The organism is Bacillus sp. 166amftsu, from assembly GCF_900107445.1.
GTDB lineage: Bacteria > Bacillota > Bacilli > Bacillales > Bacillaceae_G > Bacillus_A > Bacillus_A arachidis.
Genome location: NZ_FNQA01000001.1, coordinates 1,156,344 through 1,171,906, shown reverse-complemented (window position 1 = coordinate 1,171,906; position 15,563 = coordinate 1,156,344). Strand labels below are relative to the sequence as shown.

Annotated in this window: 19 protein-coding genes; 12 read left to right on the top strand and 7 right to left on the bottom strand. The window is 35.9% G+C overall.

Going from position 1 to position 15,563, the window contains the following annotated elements; genetic code table 11:
- Nucleotides 1–41 precede the first annotated feature (41 nt).
- From BLV40_RS06445 to BLV40_RS06435, 3 genes are read left to right on the top strand one after another with little or no spacing between them, the layout of a single operon-like run.
- Nucleotides 42–269, top strand: a complete 228-nt coding sequence (locus tag BLV40_RS06445; RefSeq protein WP_026593849.1) for a FeoA family protein — start codon at nt 42–44, stop codon at nt 267–269.
- Nucleotides 266–2,254, top strand: coding sequence for a ferrous iron transport protein B (gene feoB / locus BLV40_RS06440; protein WP_090688162.1), 1,989 nt, complete (start codon nt 266–268; stop codon nt 2,252–2,254). The genes BLV40_RS06445 and feoB overlap by 4 nt, the downstream gene beginning before the upstream one ends.
- Before the next feature lie 16 nt (nt 2,255–2,270).
- Complete coding sequence (locus BLV40_RS06435) at nt 2,271–2,438, top strand: FeoB-associated Cys-rich membrane protein (protein WP_026593847.1); 168 nt, start codon at nt 2,271–2,273, stop codon at nt 2,436–2,438.
- Between the two features lie 39 nt (nt 2,439–2,477).
- On the opposite strand, the gene BLV40_RS06430 is transcribed toward BLV40_RS06435, so the two are convergent.
- Nucleotides 2,478–3,056, bottom strand: coding sequence for a lipoprotein BA_5634 family protein (locus BLV40_RS06430; RefSeq protein ID WP_026593846.1), 579 nt, complete (start codon nt 3,054–3,056; stop codon nt 2,478–2,480).
- A gap of 410 nt (nt 3,057–3,466) precedes the next feature.
- Between BLV40_RS06430 and BLV40_RS06425 the strand changes: the two genes are divergently transcribed.
- From BLV40_RS06425 to BLV40_RS06410, 4 genes are all read left to right on the top strand, one after another.
- Nucleotides 3,467–4,132 carry a PspA/IM30 family protein gene (locus BLV40_RS06425; protein ID WP_026593845.1) on the top strand — a complete coding sequence of 222 codons (666 nt, stop codon included), beginning with the start codon at nt 3,467–3,469 and terminating at the stop codon, nt 4,130–4,132.
- A gap of 78 nt (nt 4,133–4,210) precedes the next feature.
- Nucleotides 4,211–4,615, top strand: coding sequence for a DUF350 domain-containing protein (locus BLV40_RS06420; protein WP_090688159.1), 405 nt, complete (start codon nt 4,211–4,213; stop codon nt 4,613–4,615).
- Nucleotides 4,616–4,636: 21 nt separating this feature from the next.
- Nucleotides 4,637–5,143: a DUF4178 domain-containing protein gene (locus tag BLV40_RS06415; RefSeq protein WP_026593843.1), complete on the top strand. Its 507-nt coding sequence runs from the start codon at nt 4,637–4,639 to the stop codon at nt 5,141–5,143.
- A 12-nt stretch (nt 5,144–5,155) separates the two neighbouring features.
- Complete coding sequence (locus tag BLV40_RS06410) at nt 5,156–5,965, top strand: DUF4247 domain-containing protein (protein WP_090688157.1); 810 nt, start codon at nt 5,156–5,158, stop codon at nt 5,963–5,965.
- 57 nt (nt 5,966–6,022) lie between these two features.
- Here the strand turns inward: BLV40_RS06410 and BLV40_RS06405 are convergent, their stop codons facing one another.
- Nucleotides 6,023–7,162 carry an MFS transporter gene (locus BLV40_RS06405; RefSeq protein WP_090688155.1) on the bottom strand — a complete coding sequence of 380 codons (1,140 nt, stop codon included), beginning with the start codon at nt 7,160–7,162 and terminating at the stop codon, nt 6,023–6,025.
- A gap of 99 nt (nt 7,163–7,261) precedes the next feature.
- Here BLV40_RS06405 and BLV40_RS06400 point away from each other — a divergent pair, with 99 nt between their 5' ends.
- Nucleotides 7,262–8,125 (top strand): LysR family transcriptional regulator, encoded by an 864-nt coding sequence (locus tag BLV40_RS06400; protein WP_026593840.1) that lies wholly within the window; start codon nt 7,262–7,264, stop codon nt 8,123–8,125.
- A gap of 59 nt (nt 8,126–8,184) precedes the next feature.
- On the opposite strand, the gene BLV40_RS06395 is transcribed toward BLV40_RS06400, so the two are convergent.
- Nucleotides 8,185–9,213, bottom strand: a complete 1,029-nt coding sequence (locus BLV40_RS06395) for a YdcF family protein (protein WP_090688152.1) — start codon at nt 9,211–9,213, stop codon at nt 8,185–8,187.
- Between the two features lie 153 nt (nt 9,214–9,366).
- Here BLV40_RS06395 and BLV40_RS06390 point away from each other — a divergent pair, with 153 nt between their 5' ends.
- Complete coding sequence (locus tag BLV40_RS06390; protein WP_090688149.1) at nt 9,367–9,600, top strand: spore germination protein; 234 nt, start codon at nt 9,367–9,369, stop codon at nt 9,598–9,600.
- Nucleotides 9,601–9,772: 172 nt separating this feature from the next.
- On the opposite strand, the gene cydB is transcribed toward BLV40_RS06390, so the two are convergent.
- Complete coding sequence (cydB, locus tag BLV40_RS06385) at nt 9,773–10,801, bottom strand: cytochrome d ubiquinol oxidase subunit II (protein ID WP_090688146.1); 1,029 nt, start codon at nt 10,799–10,801, stop codon at nt 9,773–9,775.
- Entirely contained in the window at nt 10,791–12,137 is a 1,347-nt protein-coding gene (gene cydA / locus BLV40_RS06380) for a cytochrome ubiquinol oxidase subunit I (RefSeq protein ID WP_026593836.1), read from the bottom strand. Before cydA ends, cydB begins: the two co-directional genes overlap by 11 nt.
- 224 nt (nt 12,138–12,361) lie before the next feature.
- Here cydA and BLV40_RS06375 point away from each other — a divergent pair, with 224 nt between their 5' ends.
- Nucleotides 12,362–12,925: a beta-class carbonic anhydrase gene (locus tag BLV40_RS06375; RefSeq protein ID WP_090688143.1), complete on the top strand. Its 564-nt coding sequence runs from the start codon at nt 12,362–12,364 to the stop codon at nt 12,923–12,925.
- Here the strand turns inward: BLV40_RS06375 and yidD are convergent.
- Nucleotides 12,922–13,158 carry a membrane protein insertion efficiency factor YidD gene (yidD, locus tag BLV40_RS06370; RefSeq protein WP_211482103.1) on the bottom strand — a complete coding sequence of 79 codons (237 nt, stop codon included), beginning with the start codon at nt 13,156–13,158 and terminating at the stop codon, nt 12,922–12,924. The genes BLV40_RS06375 and yidD overlap by 4 nt on opposite strands.
- Before the next feature lie 128 nt (nt 13,159–13,286).
- Between yidD and luxS the strand changes: the two genes are divergently transcribed.
- Nucleotides 13,287–13,760: an S-ribosylhomocysteine lyase LuxS gene (gene luxS, locus BLV40_RS06365; RefSeq protein ID WP_026593833.1), complete on the top strand. Its 474-nt coding sequence runs from the start codon at nt 13,287–13,289 to the stop codon at nt 13,758–13,760.
- Between the two features lie 92 nt (nt 13,761–13,852).
- Here the strand turns inward: luxS and BLV40_RS06360 are convergent, their stop codons facing one another.
- The gene (locus tag BLV40_RS06360; protein WP_090688137.1) at nt 13,853–14,410 is read right to left on the bottom strand and encodes a helix-turn-helix domain-containing protein; all 558 of its coding nucleotides are present in this window, start codon (nt 14,408–14,410) and stop codon (nt 13,853–13,855) included.
- 254 nt (nt 14,411–14,664) lie between these two features.
- On the opposite strand from BLV40_RS06360, the gene dapA reads away from it, so the two are divergent.
- Nucleotides 14,665–15,561: a 4-hydroxy-tetrahydrodipicolinate synthase gene (gene dapA, locus BLV40_RS06355; RefSeq protein ID WP_090688135.1), complete on the top strand. Its 897-nt coding sequence runs from the start codon at nt 14,665–14,667 to the stop codon at nt 15,559–15,561.
- The last annotated feature ends 2 nt before the right edge of the window (nt 15,562–15,563 follow it).

The following is a 15,563-nucleotide window of genomic DNA, read 5'->3' as shown; positions in this document are numbered from 1 at the left end:
TTTCATGAAAATAATTATCATTCTCTTCGAGGGGGAAGATTATGAGTTTAGTAGATATTAAAATAGGTGAAACAGTACTTGTAAAAAATATACAATCGTTAGATAAGTTATTAAAGCGTAGATTAGCTGCGTTTGGTCTTTCAGAAGGAAGTGAACTTCGTATGAAACAAAAAGCAATGTTTAAGGGACCGTGTACGCTAGAGTGCCGTGGACAATTAATTAGTATTCGTCATTGTGACGCGAAAATGATAAAGGTGGAATTAGCGTGAATAAAGTTGCATTGCTAGGGAATCCGAATACGGGGAAAACATCATTATTTAATGCGCTAACAGGTTCTTATGAATATGTAGGAAACTGGAGCGGGGTAACAGTAGAAAAGAAGGTCGGTAAGTTAAAAGATAAGCAAGGGACATTAATTGATTTACCAGGTATATATGATTTAAATCCGGTTTCTCGTGATGAAGGTGTTGTTACAAATTTTCTACTAACAGAAGAATTTCATCATATGTTAAATATTGTTGACTCTTCTCAATTTGAGCGCAATATGCATTTAACATTGCAACTATTAGAATTTGGTAAACCAGTTTCCATCGGTTTAAATATGATTGATGTAGCAAAGCAGCGTGGAATTATTATCGATGTGAACAGGTTATCAGAAATATTAGGAGTAACAGTTGTTCCTGTTGTTGCGAGAAGTGGAAAAGGCTGCAAAGAGTTACTTGCAACCCTACATGAGAGTGAGCAAAAAGAGCAAAAGCCCTTCAGTATTTCATATGGTAAACAAATAGATGCAGGAATTGCAGATATCATGGAGTTTTTAACTAAGGAAAATTATGAGAATCCAAGGTGGCTTGCACTTCAATTTTTAAGCAATAATGGAGTAGTAGAACAAGAAGTAAAGAAATTGCCGGTGTATGAAAAACTTATAGCGATTCGATCAGAATTAGAGGAAGAAATTGATGTAACGCTGGAACAACATATTTATCGTTCACGTGCAGCGTATATTGAAAAGTTAAAAACAAATGTGATTCAGCATGAGAAGGAAGGGAAAATTCCTTTTTCAGAAAAAATTGATCAGTTAATCACACATAAAGTTTTAGGACTTCCAATCTTTTTAGCTGTTATGTTTTTTATTTTTCAGGTTACGTTTACGTGGATTGGAACACCTTTATCGGATATGCTGGATGAATTTTTCAGCGGTCAACTCACCGATTGGGTAACAGCGGGTTTAACAACTATTGGGGCCTCTGATTTTATTCAAGCGCTCGTTACAGAAGGAATTATTGCCGGTGTTGGTGCTGTATTAGTATTCGTTCCACAAATCTTTGCATTATTTTTCTTTATTTCGTTATTAGAAGACTCAGGATATATGGCTCGTATTGCAGTTGTGATGGATCGTATTATGGAATTCTTTGGTTTAAACGGGAAAGCATTTATTCCAATGATTATCGGTTTTGGTTGTAACGTTCCAGGGATTATGGCGGCAAGAACGATTGAACAAGAGAAAGAGAGGCTACTTACAATTTTAGTAACGCCGTTTATGTCTTGTTCAGCACGTTTACCGGTATATGCATTATTTGCGGGAGTCTTTTTCCCTCATAACCAAGCGACTGTTGTATTTTCTTTATATATTGTTGGTATTGTTCTTGCTTTGCTTGTTACAAAGGTAATGTCTCTTACTGTTTTAAAAGAAGAAAAATCAATTTTTGTTATTGAACTGCCACCTTATCGTGTGCCCCAAGCAAAAACATTATGGCTTAGTACGTGGGAAAAAGGAAAAGGTTTCGTTCGTAAAGCGGGTACATTTATCTTTGGTGGTTCCGTTGTGATTTGGTTATTAAATTATGCAGGTCCATCAGGATTTGGCGTAGATATGGGAGATAGTTTCTTAGCGATGATTGGTGGTTTTGTGGCACCGATTTTAGCACCGCTCGGTTTTGGAACATGGCAAGCTGCGGCATCTTTATTAACAGGATTTTTAGCAAAAGAAGTTGTTGTTTCTACAATGGCCATTATTTATGCGGTGAAAGAAGATGTATTAGGAAATGTAATGGGAGCGCACTATACTGCGTTATCAGCATATGCATTCATGTTCTTCATTTTGTTATACGTTCCGTGCTTGGCAACAGTAGCTGTTATTCGCCGTGAAACAGGATCTATAAAGTGGACAATTTTCTCTGTTGTTTATCCACTTATTGTTGCTTATCTATTAACGCTCGTTATATACCAAGTTGGATCTTTACTCGGATTCTAGAAGGAGATGTATCATAATGATAATCAATATTGTCATTGGAGCTGTCATTTTTGGTTATGCAGGATATACATTATTCAATTTTGTGAAGAGAAGTAAAAAAGGGAAGTGCGCAGCATGTTCCTTAAATAAGTCATGTCAGTCGAATAGTTGTAGTCCTGATATGGAGCAAGTAGTTAATAAATAGAAAAAAGCTTTGCGAAATTCGCAAAGCTTTTTTTATGAATTACTTTTTGATTTTAACAAGTTGTACAGCTTCTGTTTCTTTCGTAGTATCTTGGATTTTATCTTTAGGGTCTTTAGCAAATTTCAGTACACCTACAGATTTTTCTTCACCATTTACTTTTCCGTATGCAGCGTCATCTACAATAGCAAACATATCCGCGTAAGAACGGGCGTCACCGATGATTGTATTACCTTCGTATTTTAATTTCGCTCCATCAATTGTTGCGTTTGCTACTTCTTCTTTCGCGAATAATACACCTTGGTCCGTTGTTACTGCTGGTAATTTATCAATTGCTTTTGTATTTTCTTTTTCAACTTTCTTAATCAATTCTTTTTTCACTAGTTCTTCACCAGTCTTTTTATCCATTACAAGTACTTTTTTACCTTCTAATGTCGCAAGTTTCATTTTGTACGTATTCTTTTCTTTGATATCAGATTTGTTTTTATCGATTACTTGATTAATTTGTTGTTCACTTCCGTAAGTAACCATACCATTTGCTTTTTCTCCTAATAAAGAACAGCCTGATAATGCTCCTAATGAAATTGCTGCTGCTAACCCAATACCTACTAATTTTTTCATTTTCTTGTCTCCTTTTTTATACGTTATAGTAAATACAAATGTAATGTTTTTTAAATTTAGAGAAGCAAAATTGTTTTTTGTTTAACCTCGGCTTCTGATTTCATTTTATAAGAATAACGTTTTTGTAACTATCGAGTTAGCTTACAGTAACATTACAATAATGTAATGCATTGAAAAGAGTTAAAAATGTGATAGGAAAAAGAAAATATAAAGATAAAATTTATAGTATGGGTACATATTGCAATAACAATGTCAGATTATAGATTGTATATTTGGTAAATAACATGTAAGGACATCTTAGTTTTGATATAATAAACACATAGGATTTAAAAATGAATATTCTTACTGTAAAGGAAAGTTTTTACGTGGAGTAAGTTTGAAATATGAGGTAATCCATAGGAGGAATTTAAATGTCTGTTTTTAAACGATTAAGAGATTTAACGATGTCAAATGTGTATGCGTTAATTGAGAAAGCAGAAGATCCAGTTAAGATGACGGATCAATATTTACGTGATATGCAGCAAGATGTACAAGAAGCTGAGAAGAGTGTAGCGGCTCAAATCGCGCTTGAGAAAAAGTTTAAATTATTGTTTGAAGAGCAAGAAGCACTTGTGAAGAAACGTGAAGAACAAGCACATATGGCAGTTCAAGCAAATAATATTGATCTTGCGCGCCGTGCGTTAGAAGAAAAGCAAAATGCAGAACAGAAGATGAATGAATACAAAGCAAGCTACGAGCAAAATAAAGCAGCAGCTGATAACCTTCGTGCAAAATTAGAAGAAATGCGCAAGCAATTAACAGAGCTAAAAAATAAACGTGAAACACTTGTAGCGCGTGTAAACGCAGCGAAGGCACAAAAGAGCATTAATCAAGCGATGTCCGGATTTGATGCCAATACTGCAAAAGCTGGTCTGAGCCGTATGGAAGAAAAGGCTCTTCAATTAGAAGCTGAAGCAGAGGCAAGCGGTGAAATTTATAAACAAGAAAAGTCGTTAGATGATGAATTTGCGGCTTTAAATAAAAACTCAGCTGTGGATGATGAACTAGCACGTATTATGAAGCAGTATGAGAAATAATATAGAATAGACACAGGAACCGACATGTCTGAAATAAACCATGTCGGTTTTCTATTATCTTTTAGAGGAGGTTTTGTAATGACATGGATGAATGTGTTAGCCATGCTCGTATGGACAGGAGCAAGTGCTGTTCTGTTATTTGCACTTATGTGGGTTGATTCTATTTTTACAAAGTACAATGATGTAGCAGAAATAAAACAAGGAAATATGGCAGTTACAACACGTTTTATTATGAAGTTGTTTGCACAAGGATATATTTTGTCACAATCGATTATGAAAGCAAACGACCTATGGCAAGCGCTTCTTGCATCCACTGTTTCTTTCGTTATTTTATTAGTTGTTGAAATGTTTATTGAGTTTATTTTGAAAAAGCTGGTAGATTTAGATTTAGAAGAGGGGACGAAGCAAGGTCATGTGACTCATGCTTTATTAGCCGGTTCATTACATATTGTTGGGGCCCTCATTTTAGCAGCTTGTCTATAAAGAGAAAAGGAGGGATAGATCATGAGTTTATTCAAACGAATTAAAAATATAATGAAAAGTCCGGAGCCTGTGAAACCAGAGAAATCCTTACTCACGTTAGCACCTGGCGATATGGTTGAAGTTTCATTAGTAATGTATGAAGTGACCGGAAAAACAAGCCTGCATTCTCGTAATGAAATTGTTTTAACATTACAGGACGGGAAAACAATTCGCTATTTAAAAATCGAAAACCGTGAAAGTACTTATTATAAGCTGTATACACCAATTGATGGTCGTTTAGATTCCGTAGAGGAGATCCCAACGACGATTGAAATGGATGATATCGAGTACCATATGGAAGAACGATATAACGGACGTGTTGTTGCGATGGGAAAAACACCGTTTGCTGTCTCTGATGAACAATATGTGTGGGAGTTTCAATCTGATAATAGAAAGTTACTTCGTATTGAATGGCAAGATGGACGTACAATGATGTATGAGGGAGAAGCGATTCTTTCTGCTGATGTACAAATTATAAGGGCAACGTAAGGGGGCTTAATCATGTCAAACCGATTGTTTACCATGATTAAATCGTTCTTCATCCCTATCCTTGCCATTGTTACGTTACTTGTAATTGCTGGGTTTACATTATCAGGGTGTCAAAATGAGAAATCGATTCAGGACCGTTACCCGTTAGAATCCGTCGCAAAAGATGGTAAGCAAGAATCATATGTATATAGGGCTGCCAATAAATCAGTTCCAGAGATTGCAAAAGAACTGATTGATGAAAATAAGCCCAAGCAAGCATCTAAAGAAGATGAAAACCAGATGTTTCTCGTTTATCCTGACAAAATGTATAATTTGCAAAAGGATAAAGAAAAACCATCAGATACCATTATTGAAATAAGTAATACAGAATATGTGCGCCAAAATTACCAGCCATCTTTCTTACAAGGTTATATTTTGGCAAGTATATTAGACGATATATTTGATTCACGTAAATCGTATCATGGTGATTACCGCGGATATACAGATCGGAAAAACCATAAACCGGTTATTCCAGAAAGACCGCCTACAAAAGAAGAGAAGAAGACACCGCCGCCTATTACAAAGCAAGGTAAAGGTTCTATTATTAAGAGAAGTGATAAAGTAGATCCAAAGACCTCTGTAGGAGATAAAGGAAGCATTATAGAAAAAGAAACTAAAACGGTTCCGCCGTCTACAGAGAATAAGGGAAAGATTATCAAATCACCAGGCGGTTCTACTGAATCTGATGTAAAACCGAAATCATCGATTAAAAGCCCGCCGAAGAATACGTCTCCCCCTAAAACAAGGGTTGGCGGTTCAGGGAAAATTACGAAGAGAAGATAAAGGAAATCCCGAGGAGCAGAGTAGATGCTTCTTGGGATTTTTTATGATTATTTACGCCTATTTTACAATTTCCTTACCTATAAACAGAATCTGTCCTCCGATAGCCAAAAGTAATATTCCACCTAATATATAAGGTAAATTGATAGGGTCTACGCCCTTCTCTAAAAATACTCCACTTGCCATTGTGCCTATTGAGCCAGCAAAATAATTGATCGAGCTCAGTAAGGCAATTGAAATGGTTGCATGTTCTGGGCTAATTTCTAAAAGTATTTTTTGTTGAGTGGCGAGTGTTGCCCATCCGGTACCACCCCAAAGGATTAAACAAAGGGCCAATAATACGGCACTTCCATGGAAAAGACTCATAAATATAAATGAGAAAAACATGATACACATTAAGTACATTAATACGATCTTTGGTTTCTTATACAAATCTATTATCAATCCAATTACAAAACTTCCTGCAATCCCGCCGATACCCCACATCCAAATAAAGAGGATCGACTTCTGAAATCCATATGAAACAACGATGGTATCTAAGTATGTATACAAGCCTAAACTGCAAAAACTTAATATCATGGTGATAAGCATGACAAGTGAAGTTTTTTTGTTTTTGAACATACTTAGCCGCTCTTTCAATGTCGGCAAAGGGCTAGATTCTATCATAGGGAATTTAGCAAAGAGAGCAAATATCCCGATTACCCCAACGGTAACGATAAACCACATTGCCATGCGCCAGTCATAAGCTGATGCAATATATATACTGAATGGAACACCAATTACAGTTCCGGCGCTCATTCCAAGTAAAATGGTACTTAAAGCTCTTCCTTTTTGTTTTTCAGAAACGAATGTAACAGCAGCAGCTGATGCTAATGGCGCGTATATACCGGCGCCTATGCCGGCTATTCCTCTAGAAATTAATAGAACAATAAATTGATGGGTAACAGCGGTGATAAAGTTCGAGAGTGTAAAAAGGAATAATGCTGCTAATAACGTATGTTTTGTATTCGCTTTTCTCATAAATGTAGCAAACAAAGGAGCTGCAATCGCATAACAAATTGTGAATATGCTTACGGTTTGCCCAGCTGTTCCAATTGAAACATGAAAATCATCAGCAATTTGGGGCAAAATGCCTGCCATTATATAAGCATCTACTCCTAATGCAAACATTCCAAAAGTTAATAATAATATTTTGCTCAAAGTGAATCCTCCCTTAGATGAATTGGTCTATTTTTATCGTAACGAGTATAATAAAATTAGTGAAATTCATATTTTGAATGGAGGGTATGAGTAAAACTCATGACTATAGCTAGATATGAAGTGTTTCAAAAAGTAGTAGAGTTAGGGAATTTTACTAGAGCGGCAGAGCAATTAAACATGACACAATCAGCTGTGAGTCATGCGATTGCTAGTTTAGAAAGAGAGTTTGGTCATCCTTTATTACACAGAAATAAGCAGGCTGAAATTAGAAGAACCGAGTTTGCAAATCGTATTTTTCCACATATTCAAAATGTATTGAAGAGCGAAGCGGCGATTAAACAAGAAGTATCTATACAAAATAAGAGATTGGAGGGTACGCTCAAAGTCGGGGCGTTTACAAGTGCAGCATCACAAATATTACCGCCTATGTTATTACATCTTAAACAGAGTTACTCGGGTATTAAAGTTTTATTATTTGAGGGTACATATGGAGAAGTAATCGAGTGGATTGATAATGGCACAGTGGACATAGGGTTTATTTTAGAATCAGATGTAAAAAAACAAATACAATCAATCCCAGTTAGCAAAGATGAAATCGTATTAGGATTACCGAAAAATCATCCGTTAACGAATCAAAAAGTAATTGATATTAGGCAAGTTGATGGAATGGACTTTATTATGCCAAAAGGGCCGTATCAGCCATTAGTAATAAAAAACTTATCTGATCACCAAGTATGTCCCAATATCATATTAGAGGTACTAAATTGTGAAACGATTGTTAATATGGTATCACAAAATATCGGGATTACAATGGGGCCAGAATTATTTTTTAAGTCACATAAAGATATTGAAATGAAAAAGTTAAAGCAAAAACAATATCGTTATATTCATTTAGCATTTAAAGAAAGATCGCCTATCATTGATGCTTTTTTTACATGTAATCAATTATCGATCCGTTCCTAAGGCTGTATGAAAACTAAAAAAGCCACCCTTTTTCGAAAGGATGGCTTTTCCGGTATAAATTAACTAAATAAAAAGCTCATGGCTGATAAAAAGACAGCGAACCCTAAAATAACTCCTACGACCTTCATATGACGCTTCCGACTCATTACAACGATTGCAATATATTCTCGAATCATCGCATTTGGCCAGTAATAGAAAGCAGTTTTGGAACCGATTCCTTGGCTATTTAATCCAGCTTGCTTTGCATATAAGCCAGCGCGGAATAGATGAAAGTTGTTCGTTGTAAAGATGCTCTTATACTTGTCTTTTAATGAATCCATAATTTGTTTTGAGAAGAGCATGTTTTGATACGTATTGACGGAACGATTTTCTTGTATGGTATGTTCAATCGGAATACCCTTTTCAACAGCATACTTTTGCATCGCTTCAGCTTCAGGAAGATTTTCATCTGGTCCTTGTCCACCAGAAAAAATGATTGTGGGCGGAGTAGTGACAGCAGCCTGTTTCCAGTAAAAATCAATTGCTTTATTAATTCGACTTGCTAAAAGTGGTGGTACTTTATCGTTAATTAATCCACTGCCAAGAACGATAATGAAATCTTGATTACGCCGTGGTCTGTTAAATTGATACAGAAAATAAGCTGTTAAGAAAGTTGATATATGGAAAAAGAAATAGACACTAATGAAAAATACTCCTGTAAAGATCGGCTGGAAATGAGGAGATAAAAATCGTGTTGGATCCAATAGTGAGAATAGCATAGTGCATAAAATACCTAACCCAGCAATCAAAGTTAAACAGTTAGAAAAACGTCGGCCTTCTTTTCTCATCAAGATTCTTGCATTAAGAAATAGTCCAATCATTAAAGCGAATATACCAAAGGATAACATAAAAAGAATAATTAAAAATGGTATGATTGCAACGAATCTAAGTATCCCATTATTCGAGCTGAGACCTAAATAAAGGAAAAGGATAAGGGATGAACAAAAGAATAAATTGAATAGAAATCCGATTAATAAGCTTCTGGGATCTTTTACATAAAAGAATAGAAAAATAAGGAATAAAATAAGCGTAATACTTCCAAAAAACATCAATTTTGTAAACACCTCAATTTTTTTATGAATAATGGCCTCATTTATTATATATTACATTTTGTAAATAACGTAGTTAAATGTTGTAGAATATCTTTTTTACTGTAAACATGCTATTTTTTTAGGCTCTTTTCATAAACTGAAAATAACATAATGAAAGTGAGTGATAGTATGCCTGCTGTTATCGATGGTGTAGTTATTGAAAACTGCAATGGGACCATTAATTTAGGTGATAAATATAATGTACATCCAATCGAACAAACGAAAGCATATAACGGTGCTGGATCGTCTAATGTAGGATTTTCTGTGAAAGCTTTTAATGGAATTAGTGCTACAGATGTGTATGATAATGATAAGGATGATCAAGTAATACTAACTACGCTTTAAACGTAATATGTAAAATTGTATAGAATTGTTGTATACGTTATATAATACAATTTCAATAAAAACTGTTGGTCATTCCTCTTTAGCAAGATTGTTAAATTAGAGGCTTAACATCTTAGTGAAAATCATACGTATAAGCAAAAAAAGACACTCATTTTGAGCGTCTTTTTTCATTTTAGTGATACCCTTTCGCAGAGTCTTTGTGAATTTTTTCTTTAAAGATTGTGTAGCTCCACAATTGATAGCCAATAACGATTGGTACCATTACCATTGCGACGAAGAACATAATTTTTAAGTTTAATTCACTTCCTGCTGCTTGGTATAACGTTGTACTGTATGCATCATTAATACGTGATGGTAACATTCTTGGGAACATACCTGCAAATCCAGTTGTCATAAACATTGCGATTGTTAGACAAACAAATGTGAATGCGAGACCAATTTTATGTTTGTAAACCATAATAATTGCCAGGACACTCATTAACATTGCAAGCGCTGGAAGAATGAATAGTACAGGATACTCCGTAAAGTTTTGGAACAAGTTTGTACGGTTTGCAGTTGCCACATAGAAGATGGCTAAAATGATGGCAGCTGCCATTGAAAATGGTTTTGCGATTTTATAAGCACGATCTGATACTTCACCAGTTGTCTTAATCATGACCCAAAGTGCACCGGATACGACAAAGATTGCTGTGAAGAAAAGACCACCTAAAATACCGTAATGATTTAATAAGCTAAGTAATGTTCCTTCATAACCATCTTTTCCGATTTGCAGTCCATAGTATAGGTTTGCAAATGTAACACCGAATAAGAATGCGATGAGGAAACTACCAATTGCAAATGCCCATTTACAAGTACTTTGCCAAATTGGTGAATCATCTTTATGCATAAATTCAAGCCCTGCTGCACGAGCAAAAAGAGCAAGTAATACTAAAAACAATGGTGTATATAAGTAGCTAAACATATTTGCATATGTGATTGGGAAGGCGGCAAATGTTGCACCGCCCGCTGTAATTAACCATACTTCGTTACCGCCCCAGAACGGTCCGATTGCTTCTTGCATTTGATTTCGTTCTTTCCGATCTTTCGTAACGAACGGGAAAATCATTCCGTTACCGAGTGCATAACCATCGAGAATGAAGTAAACTGTCCAAATCACGCCCCATAAATCGAACCAAATAACTGCAAGCATATCATGAGACATGAGCTACACCTCCCTTAGTAGGTTCTTCCAATGCTGCTGGTCCTTTTTTCGCGAACTTCAGCATGAGGTATACATCTGCGATTAAGAGCAATGTGTAGAACAATACTAAACTAATTAATGAGAACCAAATCTGCGGGACGGAAATTGGTGAGACAGCTTCAGCTGTGCGCATCAATTTGTATACCGTCCATGGCTGGCGACCTGCTTCAGCAACAATCCATCCAGCGTTAATCGCAACATATGGAAGTAAGACAGACCACATTGTAATTTTTAAGAAACGTTTTGAGTTTTCTAGTTTTCCTTTTCGGTTTAAATAGAAACCAAACCAAGTGAGTGCCATGAAGAATACGCCAAGTGCAACCATTAAACGGAAGCTATAGTAAACAAGGTTTACGTTCGGACGATCTTCTTTAGGGATATCTTTCAAACCGACAATTTCTCCATCAAATGAGTTTGTATAGAAGAAGCTGCCGAGTTTTGGGATTGTAAATAATTCGAAGTTCTTCTCATTCTTCACATCGGGAATTTGGATGATTGAGAAGCCTTGACCTTTACCAGTTTCCCAAACTGCTTCCATCGCAGCACCTTTTGCAGGTTGCATTTTTGCAGCGAAAGCACCAGATTGGTGACCGATGAAAGGTGTTGCAGTTGCTGCTAATAATCCTAAAACTAAACCAAATTTAAATGACTTTTTAAAGAACTCCACCTCGTTTTTACGTAATAAATGATACGCACTGATTGCCATAACGAAGAAAGAACCAACGATATAACAACCAACAACTGTATGGAAGAACATATGCCATGCATATGGATTGGTAACAAGTGCCCAAAAATCATTTAATTCAGCGCGGCCATTACGCACTACGTAGCCAACAGGGTTTTGCATAAAGCCATTTGCTGTAATGATCCAAAGCGCGGAAATATTTGTTCCAAGTGCAACCATCCACATACAAAAAGCACGAAACTTTGGTGAAATTTTATCTTTACCGAATAACCAAATTCCCATGAAGGTAGATTCTAAGAAGAAAGCAACAAGCGCTTCGATTGCGAGTGGTGATCCGAAGATATCCCCCATGTATTTTGAGTACTCTGACCAGTTTGTCCCAAATTGGAACTCCATCGTAATACCGGTTATGATACCCATGACGAAGTTTATCGTAAATAGCTTACCCCAGAAATTCGCCATTTTTCGATAAGTTGGGTTTAATGTGCGTGCATATTGTGTTTCCATACACGCTACTAAAATAACAAGTCCGATTGTGAGTGGTACAAACAAAAAGTGATAAAAAATAGTAATTGCAAATTGAAAACGACTCAGTAACAGAACGTCGGACATAATAAAGTTTCACTCCTTTTTAACATTATCTACATCTAGTTTATAGTGAAAATGTGAGCAAAGTATGGGACAGTTGTTACAGAGCTGTGTGTATATTATGAAGAAATTATGTCGGTTGTCTGAAAAATTATATATTTGCAATAAAGTAATATCCTTTTGGGATTTTTTAGATTTTGGTACACTGAGTATGTAGACTATATAAAAGAAAAGAGGGTCTTTTTGCTATGAAGTCATTAGAAGAGATTTTGCAGTATAATGAAAAATTCGTTGAAGAGAGAAAATATGAAGAGTATGAGGCTGGAAAATTTCCAAACAAAAAGATGGTAATTATTTCTTGTATGGATACACGCCTTGTTGAATTATTGCCAAAAGCAATGAATATGCGTAATGGCGATGTGAAAATTATTAAAGTAGCGGGCGCTGTTATTTCACATCCATTTGGAAGTATTATGCGTAGTATTTTAGTTGCTGTATATGAGCTTGGTGCAGATGAAGTATGTGTTGTTGGTCACCATGATTGTGGTATGGCAAAAATACAGGCGAGCAGCACAATTGAAAAGATGAGAGAGCGAGGCGTTTCAGAAGAAAAATTAGATACACTTCGCTATTCTGGAATCGATTTAGAGAAATTCTTACAAGGATTCTCTAGTGTAGAAGAAAGTGTAGAACATAGCGTTTCTGTACTTCGTAACCATCCATTACTTCCAGCCGAAGTACCGGTTCATGGTCTTGTGATTCACCCTGATACAGGGAAATTAGATCTTGTTGTGAACGGCTACGAAGCTTAAGGATTTACTCTGTCATCCTTTTTATCTGGGACTGGATCAAATCCTCCTGGATGAAAAGGATGACATTTTAATATACGTTTTAGCGTTAGCCAAAATCCTTTGAAAGCGCCGTGTTTCTGAAAGGCTTCTAATCCATAATGCGAACAGGTTGGATAAAAGCGGCATGCAGGTGGTGTCATCGGGGAAATGAATTTTTGATAAAAGCGTATGATACCTATAAAAATCTGTTTCATAACCGTCTCCTTTTCAGCATATTCTTCTAGTATTATAGCACGGCTATACATAATACTTTACTAATTCGGATTTCCGTTATATCATATTGGATATAACGGAATTAAATTGAAAGCGGGAGAGATGTATTATGCCATCAGTAGAAAGCTTTGAATTAGATCATACGATTGTAAAGGCACCTTATGTAAGACATTGTGGTGTTCATAAAGTGGGTAGTGACGGTATTGTGAATAAATTTGATATTCGTTTCTGCCAACCGAATAAACAAGCGATGAAGCCAGATGTGATTCATACGTTAGAACACTTACTAGCATTTAATTTACGTAAATATATTGATCGTTATCCGCATTTCGATATTATTGATATTTCACCAATGGGTTGCCAAACAGGATATTATCTTGTTGTAAGTGGTACGCCAACAGTTCGTGAAGTCATTGATTTATTAGAACTTACATTAAAAGATGCGGTTCAAATTACAGAAATTCCAGCTGCAAATGAAACACAATGCGGTCAAGCAAAGCTTCATGATTTAGAAGGAGCAAAACGCTTAATGAATTTCTGGTTAAGCCAAGATAAAGATGAACTTGGGAAAGTATTTGGTTAATAGATGAAAAAGAGCTGCCTGTGAAAAGGCAGCTCTTTTAGTCCATGTGTATGTCATCTCTTATCGAAGCGACAATAGATGAGAAGGCACAGTTACTTTTGAAAGAACATAGGGGGCGAGCTCACAAACAAAAATTTAGCTGGCTTTTCCGTATGATTAAACCAATTGTGTGGTGTAGCAGATTCCATATGAATGCTGTCGCCAGGATGTAGATCATGCTCCTCGTTTTCTAATAGAATGGTGAGTAAACCCTCTAGTACAAATACGAATTCCTGACCATTGTGAGAATAAGGATTTCCTTTCTTTTCACCAGGATGAAGCGTCACTAAAATCGGTTCGAAATGTGGGTTTGAAACATTTCCAGAAAGATTCGTGTAAACAAAATGAGAGTAATTTACATGTTCTTCATTTTGCAGGCCGCGTCGTATGATATTTGTATTTGTTTTTTGCTCTGCTGCGAAAAAATAGCTAGGACTGATATGAAGTGCTTCTGATATTTTTTTCAAAGATTCCAGTGTAATAGAAGATTTCGAGCGTTCTACTTGAGAGATAAAACTAATAGATAGATTTGTTTTTTCAGAGACTTGTTTTAAGGTCATTCTTTTTTCTAAGCGAAGAGCTTTAATTTTGTTTCCGATATTTTCGTACATATGACAATCCCTCGAATAAAGTATTGGATAGAATTTTTCTTATGAAAGAAGTGTAAAGGAAAGTTTTGAGTTTTGCAAATTATCATTAAAAAATTCAGAAAAGTTAGATAGGTATATTGTAAATTTATTTTTTCTGCATTATAATGACCCTAAGTGTATAGATGATATGAATTGCGTTTTTTTTACGAAACAAATTGAAGTGACACTTCAATTTGTTTTATCTTTAGTTAAATTCAGTGATGGGAGGAAGAAACATGTATCAAACATTTAAAGGGGCATATCCAGTTATTATTACACCGATGAATCAAAACGAAGAGATTAATTGGGAAGGTTTGAAACAAAATATTGAGCACTTTATTCAAGAAGGTGTAGCAGGTTTAGTTGTTAACGGGAGTACGGGAGAGTTTGTCAGTTTAACGAAGGAAGAGCGTTTTAAAGTTGTGGAAACAGCGGTGGAGCAAATTAACGGGCGTATTCCGCTTCTTGTCGGAACGGCGGCTGAAACGACAAAAGAAGCGATTGAATATACGCAGCAAGCGGAGAGAGCGGGTGCGAGTGGTGCATTACTTATTAATTCATATTACGCTCACCCAAAAGAAGAAGAGATTTATGAACACTTTAAAGCAGTAGCGGAATCCGTTCAGTTTCCAATTATGATTTATAATAATCCATTTACATCTGGTGTTGATATTAGTACAGAAACGATTCTTCGCGTCGGTCGTGATGTAGAGAATGTTACGCATGTAAAAGAATCAAGCGGTGATATTCGCAAAGTTCGTGATATTACAAGAAAAGGAAAAGGGGATATTGAAACATTCTGCGGTGCGGATGATTTAGTATTAGAATCTTTTTTAGTTGGCGCAACAGGGTGGATTTCAGTTGCAGGTAATGCGGTGCCAAAACTTGTAACGGAACTATTTGATGCGGTGCAAAATAAGGAACTAGAGAGAGCTTGGGAGCTATACGATAAAATTTTACCGTTATGTAGTTTTATTGAAGAATCAGGGAAGTATGTTCAAATCATTAAGAGAGTAATGGATTTAAAAGGGCAAACTGGTGGTCCGTCTCGCAAACCACGTCGGCCATTAACAGAGGAAGAAGATCAAAAGTTACAAGGAATTTTAGAAAACCTATTAACATTACAAAAATAAGA

Excerpts from the sequence above, each read along its gene's own strand:
- BLV40_RS06445 (WP_026593849.1), top strand. The coding sequence starts at position 42 with ATGAGTTTAGTAGATATTAAAATAGGTGAAACAGTACTTGTAAAAAAT.
- BLV40_RS06435 (WP_026593847.1), top strand. The coding sequence starts at position 2,271 with ATGATAATCAATATTGTCATTGGAGCTGTCATTTTTGGTTATGCAGGA.
- BLV40_RS06430 (WP_026593846.1), bottom strand. The coding sequence starts at position 3,056 with ATGAAAAAATTAGTAGGTATTGGGTTAGCAGCAGCAATTTCATTAGGA.
- BLV40_RS06425 (WP_026593845.1), top strand. The coding sequence starts at position 3,467 with ATGTCTGTTTTTAAACGATTAAGAGATTTAACGATGTCAAATGTGTAT.
- BLV40_RS06420 (WP_090688159.1), top strand. The coding sequence starts at position 4,211 with ATGACATGGATGAATGTGTTAGCCATGCTCGTATGGACAGGAGCAAGT.
- BLV40_RS06415 (WP_026593843.1), top strand. The coding sequence starts at position 4,637 with ATGAGTTTATTCAAACGAATTAAAAATATAATGAAAAGTCCGGAGCCT.
- BLV40_RS06410 (WP_090688157.1), top strand. The coding sequence starts at position 5,156 with ATGTCAAACCGATTGTTTACCATGATTAAATCGTTCTTCATCCCTATC.
- BLV40_RS06400 (WP_026593840.1), top strand. The coding sequence starts at position 7,262 with ATGACTATAGCTAGATATGAAGTGTTTCAAAAAGTAGTAGAGTTAGGG.
- BLV40_RS06395 (WP_090688152.1), bottom strand. The coding sequence starts at position 9,213 with ATGTTTTTTGGAAGTATTACGCTTATTTTATTCCTTATTTTTCTATTC.
- BLV40_RS06390 (WP_090688149.1), top strand. The coding sequence starts at position 9,367 with ATGAAAGTGAGTGATAGTATGCCTGCTGTTATCGATGGTGTAGTTATT.
- cydB (WP_090688146.1), bottom strand. The coding sequence starts at position 10,801 with ATGTCTCATGATATGCTTGCAGTTATTTGGTTCGATTTATGGGGCGTG.
- cydA (WP_026593836.1), bottom strand. The coding sequence starts at position 12,137 with ATGTCCGACGTTCTGTTACTGAGTCGTTTTCAATTTGCAATTACTATT.
- BLV40_RS06375 (WP_090688143.1), top strand. The coding sequence starts at position 12,362 with ATGAAGTCATTAGAAGAGATTTTGCAGTATAATGAAAAATTCGTTGAA.
- yidD (WP_211482103.1), bottom strand. The coding sequence starts at position 13,158 with ATGAAACAGATTTTTATAGGTATCATACGCTTTTATCAAAAATTCATT.
- luxS (WP_026593833.1), top strand. The coding sequence starts at position 13,287 with ATGCCATCAGTAGAAAGCTTTGAATTAGATCATACGATTGTAAAGGCA.
- BLV40_RS06360 (WP_090688137.1), bottom strand. The coding sequence starts at position 14,410 with ATGTACGAAAATATCGGAAACAAAATTAAAGCTCTTCGCTTAGAAAAA.
- dapA (WP_090688135.1), top strand. The coding sequence starts at position 14,665 with ATGTATCAAACATTTAAAGGGGCATATCCAGTTATTATTACACCGATG.